The following is a 10,117-nucleotide window of genomic DNA, read 5'->3' on the forward strand; positions in this document are numbered from 1 at the left end:
CTGCTTATTTCTTCTGTGTGAACATGTTCACACTCGAACTCTGTCTTCCGCACCTAAAAGTGCAGAACTCGGCCCGCAGACCTTACCAAATCAGGCTTTCTCAGTTTTATCTTTTCTAATCTTGTTGTAGTAGAGCAGATTTTAGAAACATTCGTCTGCTCTATTCCGTCCCGAAATTTGGAGCGATTAATTCGAATAGCAAAACTGCTTCGAAAAATAAAAATTCACTCTCGCTTACTGTTCTTTTTCTCTCAATAACAGCGATGTGTCTAATCGTTGTTGATTTTACTTATTTAGATTCCTTTGTTTAAAGTCCGTCTTCACTCTCAACTTTTTCTTAGAAAAACGGAACTATGTGAAAAAGACCACAGATGTGTAGCTCTTGTCTCTTATTTTCCTTCAAATCTCTGCTAATAATCATTGAAATCTTTCTCTCAGAAGTTTCAATATTATGTGGAAAAGACCACAACTCTTTTGTAGTGTGAACATGTTCACACGTCACATTTCAAACGCCGATTTTTGAATTTGTTAAGATACCGTCTGAAGATATCTACAAATTTAAGGAAGTCCCTATGGGGAAGGTCATAGCTTTTGCTAATCAAAAAGGCGGAGTCGGCAAATCAACATTAACGGTGCAAGCCGCTTTTTATTTACGTAAACATCGTAAAAAGAAAGTGCTGGTCATCGATATTGATTCGCAAGGAAATACGACAGAATCTTTGACACAAGGACAGCCGTACACCGCTACTTCGTCTGCGGCTCTTTTTGAACCGAATCTCGAAGAGCTCGGAATCTTTGATGACACCCCGTACGGCGTAGATTTAATCGGATCTGAACCGAACTCGAACGAAGGTTATGACATCGAAAGCCGTGAGTTGGATGTTATTCGTAACCCGGCTGCGAATATTCAGGCACTAAAAGACGCATACGACTATATCTTGGTTGACTGCCCGCCTTCTTTGGGCCGAAAACTCCTCGGCGGATTGGTCATGGCTGATTATGTCATCTGCCCGATCAAACTCTCAGGCTATGCGGTCGGAGGCGTCTCCGGCATGGTCAATACCATCCGTGCCGTGCAGCAGAATTTCAATCCCAGCCTGAAATTTTTAGGTGTTGTGGTTAATGAATACGATGATTCTGCTTCTGCTAAGAGCACACTGCAGTATCTCGTTTCTGAGACCAATTGCGATATCTTCAACTCCAAACTCAGACATCGCGCTCCGATTGATGCCGCTACAACAATGGGTATCCCCGTGGACGAAATCCGCAACGGCAAGCGATCCTACGAAGAACTTGAAGCCGTGTACAAAGAAATGCTGGCAAGAATTAAGAAAATCGGTTAACTATGAAAACTTTTAAAGTTACAAAAGCAAAGACTCAAACTTTTAAACCGACCAATATCAAAAGCTTGACCGAGTTTAACGGTGCGATTGCCGCGGGCGTCAATGGAAAGGTTTTAACAAAATTACCAGTAGAGTCAATTGAGGTCCGGCCTCAGGTGAGAACCGTTATTGAGAATATCGACGAGCTGGCTGAATCCATGAAATCCGGCCAGCTGATGCCGATTACAGTCATTAAAGGTGAAAACAATAAATACGTTGTCCTGCAGGGCGAACGCCGCTGGCTGGCGGCTAAGAAAGCCGGCTTGGAAACGGTAGAAGCTATTGTTGTTGATGCTCCTGTTTCTGATTCAGAAAGAATTTTCGGTCAGCTAACCGAGAACATCCAGCGCGACAATATGAAGCTTCAGGATTTGATCCAAAGCATTAGCCAGCTGATTCAGAACGGTTTTAACCAAACCGAAATTGCTGCTCGTTTGGGCAAAGACAGAACTTATATTTCTCGTATTGCCGCATTAGCTTCTTCTAAGAAAGAAGTTCTTAAATTGATTGTCGATTGCGCTGTTAACGATGCCCAGACAGCACAGATCCTGAACAATATCTGTGAAAAAAGCACCAACATCGCTAAAGATCTGGAAGCTTGCAAAGACAAAGACGGCCTAATTAGCCGCGGTTCTGCACAAGCTGTATTGGACAGACTCCAGAAAATCGTTCCGCAGAAACCCAAAAAAGTCGTTGCGTTTGAGGATCGTCTTAAAAAGAAAGACTTTCCTAGAGGTTATCGCCGTGTGCCCGCCGGTAAAGCCTTGGGTATTCAAGTTGAATTTTTAGATGAGGCAGGTGAGAAAGTTTCCGGCAATCTTCTTCCGCGATTACTTTCTGATCGTCACGACGAAGTCTGCGTCTTACGTGAAGACAACAAAACCGTCGTAGCAGTGCCTGTGGACAAAATTAGGATCAGGATGATTGACGAGTTGGCATAGATCAAACGTTCTTGATATGAGAAAAAGACCACAAAATCATTTGATGATTTGTGGTCTTTTTCTCATTTTTCCAGTCCTAATTTTTTCGCGTAGAAGTAGGTCAGAAAAGCGCCAAGTCCAAGTACAGCCACTGATACAACTAGCGCTAGAGAAACGCCTCCCAGCTTCATGAGGATAGGAAAACTAAAGACAGCGATCACAGCGCCAAACTTCCCGAAGAACGCAGCGTAGCCCGCCCCCTCTGCTTTAATATCTAACGGAAAGACTAATGACGGAATGATGAACGTCGTAAGATTTGGGCCGGCGTTAAGAGCCAGTTCAAACAGAACAAACGCTGCAATTGAAATAGCGGCAGGCCATTTGAATAAATAGCAGAGCAGCAGAAGTAGAACAGCCGCGGCGGCGAGCAGGAATCCGTAAAACTGTTGTTTGACGGTCGAAACTTTATGAAGAATAAAAAGACCGGCTATAAATCCGATGAGAATGAACCAGCTGATAATAAACGTGAGATTCACCGAGTTCATTACGGATCCTAAAGGACCCAGTTTAGAAGTATCAAAACCGGAAATGCCGAGACTCATAATCAGTATCGGGAGAAAGATGCCGATTCCATATACTCCGAGCCCTGAACATCCCCAAGGCACACCGGAAAAAATCACTTTCTGAAGGGTTTCTCCTTTAAACAGATCTACTTTAGCGCCGTTAGAAGAAGAAGTTTTTTCCAAATAGGACGGTGGAATCTCTACATCAGGTCCAAGCATTGCCTTAACAACCTGTCTGGCTTCGTCAAACTTCCCTTTTGCAATAAGAAAGCCGGGACTTTTAAAGAAGAATAATCGGCTGATGATCATTAAAAATGAGAGAAAGACCACAAATAAGAAGATCTGTCTCCAAATTTCTGCAGTCCACTCGATCGAACAGAGAACGAGGAAACCTCCACCAGCTGACAAGTTTCCGAGAGCAGAAAATGATTTGGTGATACCGACCATCGTTTCCTGCCAGCGTTTCGGCATGACTTCATCAACATAGTCGGAATCCAATGCAAAATCGCCTCCGATGCCGAATCCCATGACAAACAGCGAGTGAATCAGCAGATCAATGCTTCCTGTCACGTAGACCACAAGCGCACCGATAAAAACAAGGATGGAACTTAGTCTAAGAAACGGAAGGTATCCGTCCTTATCGGCGAGTTTTCCAATAACAAAGGACCCAACCATGATGCCGATCAGTTCCATACTGGCAATCAGGCCCTGTGTTACCGAATCCAGCTCATGATGCTGAACGATGGCGAGAAGAGGAATTAAGACGCCGGAAAGCGTTGCAACAGCGGCTCCTAGGAACTGCCCCATCGCTGTTGTAATCAAAACCCGAAAATGCCCGAATCTCAGAGGCATCGTATCCAAATAAACCATTTTTAGTCCTTGTTTTTTCTTCAAGGATACGAGGAAGAGAGCAGAAACAAGAAAGAATGCGGCCGTTTAGAGACGCAACAGTTTAAACAATGTGAAAAAGACCACAATATCTTTCAGAAAACCGTGACTCCTAAAAACCAAAACAGCCGAGCGGCTGTTTCGTAGAGGTTTTAATTTGTGGTCTTTTTCACATTTTTCTTAACCGCTGATAAAGGTTTGAACCCGAGGTCATGTAAATAGACTCTCGCTTCATACACAAACTTGGGATCGGCCAAACGGTTTTCGATCCAGCGTTTCCAAGACTCTTGAGAGTACCCTTCACGTCCGGCAGCATTGATGAACTCGCCGGCAAAGCGGTTGCCTACGCCGCCGTCGTTGTGACGGCTAAGGAGAGAAGCAAAGTAATTTCTCTGACTGTCCGACAAAGTCAGGTTCTGCCAATCCTCATCGGTATAGCCCACAAGATCTCTAACATCCGGCACATCCTCCGGCGGAACCGACTGAGTTCTTTCTACAAGAATATTGGGACGGTTCTTAACGGAAAAGATAATATGAGTAAATTTTCTACCGGTTCGGACGAACTCGCACTCCACATGGAAGTCAATTTTGGTCGCCTCATTAATTTTGGCAGCGCACTCTCTGACAATTCGAGCGACGTCGCCGTTTAATTTTTTTTGAGGAATGTTAAGAATGTCTTTAAGCTCGGTAATCGTCATCTTCTTGACCTGGCCGCGCCAGCGCACACACAGCTCGAAGAATCGTAATGTCGAAACACTCTTCAATTCGGAAATCTGTTTAATCGGATAGCGAATGAAGTTGCTTCGGATACGCGTCAAAAAGGGGAGGACCTCCTGGGAGAACGTCAGACCGATCATGCCGCTTCGATAAGAGACCTTAGAAATCCAACGGAACTCATCTCGTTCTTTACCGTTGGATCCGAAGGTGCGGATAACGCTTCTGTTGTAAAGCGTATTGACTGCGTTCTGGAGGTATTTATAGGCCTTAGAACGTTCGCTGCCGATCTCTCTTAACTCTTTGGCTGAAACCCAATAACTTGCATCCCCTCTGACCTCCGGATTCATCGAATCGATCTTACTGATCGCAACTAAGATGATTCGAAGCTCATTTAAGGTGAGGTTGGTTTTCGCCGTCAGCAGGTCGTTTGATTTAACAACGACCGCATTGGTATTCCATAAAGAATTCTTTTTCCCGGCTTTAGGGCTGTCAGACCAATCATCATCGTCTGTGAGGAGTTCAAACTCCTGTTGTTGATTTTCGCTGACCATTAATACCCTCCGATCCGGCTCATTCTGACATTTCGATAGTTGATTCTCTCACACTTCCTCTTCCAAAAGGAAAAAGAATCGGAACACTGTGGTCTTTTTTACATAATATTGTGGTCTTTTTCACATAAATCCTTCTGCATATGTGGTAAAAATCACATATTAAGTCGCCTTTTTCACAGAAAAAAAAAGCCTATTTGTGGTCAAATTCTCATATTTTGTGGTCTTTTATACATTTTTACGTCTATAACTTTTTGATTTAAAAGTGAAAATAGAGGGCCTTAAAAAATAAAAAGATTAATATAAAAATATAAAAAAGGCCTACGACTAAAAGACACACCCAATGAAAAAGGCTTCAAAAAATTTTAAAGCGACGCAAACAGCTCAGTTTGGATGGAACAAATCAGCAAGCCTCTGTCATAGAAGGTTTTGAAAGAGAGAACCAGTCAGATCACACCGACAGCATCCCACAAAAGTTTCGCAAAATAGAAATTTAGGAGCGATACAACGTGAAGAAAATCAAAAAGTAGGAAAGAGAGGGAATTAAGTCATCGAAAGACGAAGCAGAGAAGGCCAGCTTAAAAATATGAGAAAAAGACCACAATTTCACCGCCTGAAAGTTAGCTTAGGCCGCAGAAATTACATTGCATAGCAGTTATGAGTGTCAGAATAAAAATAGTTCCGGCTAATTTTTGAAAAACCCAAGGCTATCAGGGCTTTTTATTAAATTCAAAAATAAAAAAATCCGTCTCTTAATTTGCTATTTATCCCATATTTTTGTTATTTTTTCTAACAATTATCAGTTTACGGGCCTAGATCGAAGCCCTCCAAGATTTAGATGTTCATTGAACACGTCGGTCTAGGCTCTTTTTTCTTCTCATTGATTCCAAGCGTTTAATTCTTCAAAGCATTGGATCTCGCCTTTGAAAATCGTAGAAAAAACTTCTAGGCGTCCGTTCCTATGCTTTGCCAAATCCATGTAAATTGTTCTGGAGTCTCCTTGCTCCTGCCCGAATTTGGCCTTGGAATAAAGCAGGAGCACCATATCGGCATCCTGTTCAATGGAACCGGATTCTCTTAAGTCGGAAAGAAGTGGCGTATGGTTAGGCCGGTTTTCGACCTGACGGTTAAGCTGGGATAAAAGAAGGACCGGAGCATTGAGTTCTTTGGCCAGCAGCTTTAGGCCCCGAGAAAGAACACCGATCTGTATGGAGCGAAGATCCGCAGAAGCGTTCTCGTCTTCTTGTTCTAGCAGCTGGAGATAGTCAACTACAACCAATCCGATATTTCCAACCTGCGCAGCGAGCTGGCGAAGCTTCGTCTTAATGCGCATAAGCGTCAGCTCGCTTGAGCTGTCAACGAATATCGGTGCTTTAGACAGCACTTCTTGAGCTTGATAAATTCTGCTCCATTGAGTATCTGTCATTTGGGCGCCGTCGATACTTTCCATTTCAACTTCGCTCTCAGAGCTCAGCATTCTTTTGAGAACTTCGTTCTTTGTCATTTCCAGCGCGAAGATCGCAACCGGTTTTTTCTGACGAACGGCAGTGCGGCGTGCGACCTGAAGCGCGAAGGCCGTTTTGCCGATGCCGGGACGCGCAGCAATGACAACCAATTGTCCGGGTCTAAAGCCTCTTGTCACGTCGTCAAGCTGCTCGATTCCGCTTTCGCAGCCGCGGATTTCTGTCGGAGAGTCTGCAATTGAACGCATTTCGTCAATGACGCCGTCCAAAATAGAGCCGGAAGACTCAAAAGAAGAAGCATCTTTATTTTTGCCAAGTCCCATTTTTAAGAACTCGCTTTGCACGCGGTCGAGCAAGTCTTCGGAAGAAGCCCCTCTGTCTGAATTGACCTCAGCTTCTAATTGAGCTAGTTTGGAAATGAGGTTGCGTTTGAGTGCCTTATCTTTGACGATTCTTGCATATTCGCTGAGGTTAGCTGCGCTGGCGTAGCTTTCCGTCAAACGATTGAGGTACTCCAATCCGCCTGTCTCTTTCTCATTCCCGATCTCTCTCAATAAATCTGAAACCGTGAGAACATCAGCCGGCTTGCCTTGAGACGCCAAAGAGAATATCGCCTGATAAATCAGTCGATTGGCATAGTTGTAAAAGTCACTGGGCTCTAAAGGGGGCTCGATTAGATGGAAAGATTCAGGATTCGCTAAAAGCGCACCTAAAAGGGCATGCTCGGCTTCTGGAGAATGAGGCGGGAGCGGTAAAGAATCAATGATGGGAGCAGACATAAACCACCTATAAAAGTTTCTCCCATTTTAGATAGTTAGGTATAAAGCTCAAAAAAGTCGGAAGTAAAAAAGTTAAAAATGAGAAAAAGACCACAATTATTTTTGGCTCGCCGGAGCATTAAGGAAGTCGGTAACTCTTTTATCTAACGGCTGGAGTCGGGGAAAAAGGTATTTTTGATATCCGGATTGAAGGACTTTTTCCCAAATAAGATCCAAAATCGCGCAAATAAAAAATACGATTGTGATTACTGCAAGTGCATAGAGGATGAACCAAGAGGAACCCAAATATTCCGGCACGTGGAATACTTTGCTCCAGAGCCATGGGTAAACAATCGGATTCTCATGAATGAGGTAGACACCGAACATCGCTGCAGCAAATTTGTTGATCCAAGGCTTGTAGCCGATCTGCATCTGTTTGAAGAACACAAAAAGCGAGAGGGCACAAATTAAAGAGAAGACGCTATACAAGTTTGCGAAGGTGAACCAATCAATGTAACCGATGAAAGTCCCGACGCGATTGTTCCAATCGGCAAGAGCGATGATGATGGCAATAATGCCCCAGCTCGCTCCGCAAACCGACAAACACAGGGATTGGGAGAAGATTTTCCTTTCTAGATAATCTCTGAGAAACGCGCCCCAAGAAAAGAGATACACAAACCAAAAAAGCGTTGAACCGTAATATTCAGGTTTAGTCGTTAGAGTTGGAATGACGGACCAGAAAAATCCGAAAATCAATAAGAATGTGAACAGCTTCCGTTGTCCCAGCGCCTTTATTCCTATGGTAATAAACGGAGAAAGCAGGATAAGAAGGAAATAGGCAGAAACAAACCAATAGAAATCATTCCGGATGGGAAAAAAACAACTGATCAAAGAACTCCAGTTGAAGGGATGTAAGCCAAGAGCGCAAAAGAGCAGGAAAAAGACAATTACGTAGGAGAATGTCTTTATCCAAAGGTAGATGAGGCTGGAAAATTTACTGAACTTTTTAGCGAGGAAATATCCGGTAATTAAGACGAATAAATTAACGCCGATTTTGCCTCCAGTGGAAAGCAGCTGATCCAAGTAAAAATTAAAAGAGAGAGGCGCGGAGCCGCTCCAAATCGGTACACCGCCGTGCACGGAAAAGTGATGCATCACAATGAGGTACATTGCCAAAATTCGAGAGAGCTCGAGATTGGATTGTCTTGGTGCCTTTTTCACATATTTGGCGTCAGTCATTGCTTATCTCATTGAGTAAGGAACTCGAAGAGACAGTATAAATAAGGCCAGAGAAAACCGTCTAAACGATTTATCGCAATAGGATCAGAATGCAGTTAACGCCTTGCAAGAGATCTCTCAGAAGTGTTTTTTGGCCGAGGCGCATAGGACTAAAAAATTGTGGTCTTTTTCACATAATAGAGAATGAAAATGTGCAGGAATTTAGTTGGTTGAGCTCAATGCTCCGGCAGTCGCTGAACGGATAAGGATTTTTAGCGTGACTGTGCTCTAAAGCTTTCTTCTCCAACTCTAAACAATGAGAAAAAGACCACAATCTACGGAGGAGAAACTTTGGAATATGTGTAAAAGACCACAAAAAATTAGTTATTGCTTCTTTGAAAGGGCGAGATAGGCAGCAACATGAAATCGCTATCGTTATTTAGGCGGAAGAGTCCTCAGAGGTGGAAAAATCGGGAAAAAAATGTGGTCTTTTTTACATAGAAAAAGAAAAAAGGAGAATGAATAAGTGGAAAAGACCACAAGGCAAGACAGCAGAATGGCAATTCGCAAGAACTGTGGTCAAAACTACATTTTTGTCGTCTTGCATTTCAATTTGTTCGGTTTGGCAAAACAGGCAACTTCTCGGACTCACCTAAATAAAGCGCCGGATTGCTAAACTTTTGGTTTCTAGGACTACAAGAATGCTGAAAATTCTCAAAGGTGTCTTCCTGGCAGCATTTGCAGGCTGCTGCTGGGGAAGTATGGCCGTGGCTGCCCAATATCTTTTTACTAACTGCGGTTTTGAAGCCCGTCACCTTACAACGCTTCGCTTAATCGGAGCCGGGGTTCTGTTATTGGTGCTTCAAGCTGCTTTCGGAGGATTTCAAAGTATTCTGAAACCGTTCAAAGAAAAGCGAAATATCCGTGACGTTTTGATCTACGGTGTCGGCGTTCTTTTAATTCAATACACGTTCTTCCTTGCGATTGAGCAGAGTAATGCCGGAACCGCAGCTATTATGGTTGGTGTCGGTCCGCTTTTTATCATCGGATATTTGGCGATCTGCAAACATCGAAAACCTGTCCCCAAAGAATTCTTTTGTCTCTTTCTGGCTATAAGCGGAGTTTCTTTGGTCGTTACCAAAGGAAATTTCGAGTCTCTGGATTTTGTTTCTACCGGAGCATTTTGGGGCTTGCTGTCATCCGCTTTCGGGGCTTTTTGCACTGTACAGCCTAAAAACGTTATCTCTCGTGTCGGAGTTTCTAATGTTGTGGGCTGGGGAATGGTTGTCGGCGGATCGATTGCTTGTCTCTTCACTAATCCCTTTGCAATGGATGTTCATTGGACTTTGCCCTCTGTTCTTTGTTATTTCCAAATAATTGCTTTCGGAACGGTTGCGGCATTCTGGTGCTATCTCAAAAGTACTGAGTACGTTATTCCGTCAATCACAGCTATCCTCGGTTCCTTTGAACCCTTATCCGCAGTTGCCCTGTCGGTGATTATTCTGGGGGCTACGTTCAATTCATATGAACTGCTCGGCGCAACAGCTATTCTTGCCAACATGCTTATTCTTGCGTGGCCGTCTAAAGATACGGAATCATTAACTGCAAACTGATGTTGTATAAAGCACACAACAATTAGAAACATTTGTAAGACGTGCTC

The 10,117-nt window shown here is 43.5% G+C and carries 7 protein-coding genes; 3 read left to right on the forward strand and 4 right to left on the reverse strand.

Translation table 11 applies throughout. The annotated features are described in order from the left end of the window. The first annotated feature begins 572 nt into the window (after positions 1-572). On the forward strand, positions 573-1,343 hold the full coding sequence (locus HMPREF9439_RS06955) for a ParA family protein (RefSeq protein WP_008812261.1): 771 nt from the start codon (positions 573-575) through the stop codon (positions 1,341-1,343). Between the two features lie 2 nt (positions 1,344-1,345). Continuing rightward, the gene (locus HMPREF9439_RS06960; protein ID WP_008812260.1) at positions 1,346-2,323 is read left to right on the forward strand and encodes a ParB/RepB/Spo0J family partition protein; all 978 of its coding nucleotides are present in this window, start codon (positions 1,346-1,348) and stop codon (positions 2,321-2,323) included. A gap of 62 nt (positions 2,324-2,385) precedes the next feature. Here HMPREF9439_RS06960 and HMPREF9439_RS06965 read toward each other — a convergent pair whose 3' ends face one another. The 4 genes from HMPREF9439_RS06965 to HMPREF9439_RS06980 all read right to left on the reverse strand — a co-directional run bounded on the left by HMPREF9439_RS06965 (position 2,386) and on the right by HMPREF9439_RS06980 (position 8,478). Then, positions 2,386-3,735, reverse strand: a complete 1,350-nt coding sequence (locus tag HMPREF9439_RS06965) for an MFS transporter (protein ID WP_040603504.1) — start codon at positions 3,733-3,735, stop codon at positions 2,386-2,388. A gap of 170 nt (positions 3,736-3,905) precedes the next feature. After that, entirely contained in the window at positions 3,906-5,021 is a 1,116-nt protein-coding gene (locus tag HMPREF9439_RS06970; protein WP_008812258.1) for a replication initiation protein, read from the reverse strand. Positions 5,022-5,895: 874 nt separating this feature from the next. Next, the gene (gene dnaB / locus HMPREF9439_RS06975) at positions 5,896-7,260 is read right to left on the reverse strand and encodes a replicative DNA helicase (RefSeq protein ID WP_008812257.1); all 1,365 of its coding nucleotides are present in this window, start codon (positions 7,258-7,260) and stop codon (positions 5,896-5,898) included. 96 nt (positions 7,261-7,356) lie between these two features. Next, positions 7,357-8,478: an acyltransferase family protein gene (locus HMPREF9439_RS06980; protein WP_008812256.1), complete on the reverse strand. Its 1,122-nt coding sequence runs from the start codon at positions 8,476-8,478 to the stop codon at positions 7,357-7,359. 680 nt (positions 8,479-9,158) lie between these two features. Between HMPREF9439_RS06980 and HMPREF9439_RS06985 the strand changes: the two genes are divergently transcribed. Further along, positions 9,159-10,070, forward strand: a complete 912-nt coding sequence (locus tag HMPREF9439_RS06985) for a DMT family transporter (RefSeq protein WP_008864315.1) — start codon at positions 9,159-9,161, stop codon at positions 10,068-10,070. Positions 10,071-10,117: the final 47 nt, after the last annotated feature.

It is taken from the genome of Parasutterella excrementihominis YIT 11859, assembly GCF_000205025.1.
GTDB classification, from domain to species: domain Bacteria; phylum Pseudomonadota; class Gammaproteobacteria; order Burkholderiales; family Burkholderiaceae_F; genus Parasutterella; species Parasutterella excrementihominis.

Coding starts and splice junctions, on each gene's coding strand:
- HMPREF9439_RS06960 (WP_008812260.1), top strand. CDS start 1,346: ATGAAAACTTTTAAAGTTACAAAAGCAAAGACTCAAACTTTTAAACCG.
- HMPREF9439_RS06955 (WP_008812261.1), top strand. CDS start 573: ATGGGGAAGGTCATAGCTTTTGCTAATCAAAAAGGCGGAGTCGGCAAA.
- dnaB (WP_008812257.1), bottom strand. CDS start 7,260: ATGTCTGCTCCCATCATTGATTCTTTACCGCTCCCGCCTCATTCTCCA.
- HMPREF9439_RS06985 (WP_008864315.1), top strand. CDS start 9,159: ATGCTGAAAATTCTCAAAGGTGTCTTCCTGGCAGCATTTGCAGGCTGC.
- HMPREF9439_RS06980 (WP_008812256.1), bottom strand. CDS start 8,478: ATGACTGACGCCAAATATGTGAAAAAGGCACCAAGACAATCCAATCTC.
- HMPREF9439_RS06965 (WP_040603504.1), bottom strand. CDS start 3,735: ATGGTTTATTTGGATACGATGCCTCTGAGATTCGGGCATTTTCGGGTT.
- HMPREF9439_RS06970 (WP_008812258.1), bottom strand. CDS start 5,021: ATGGTCAGCGAAAATCAACAACAGGAGTTTGAACTCCTCACAGACGAT.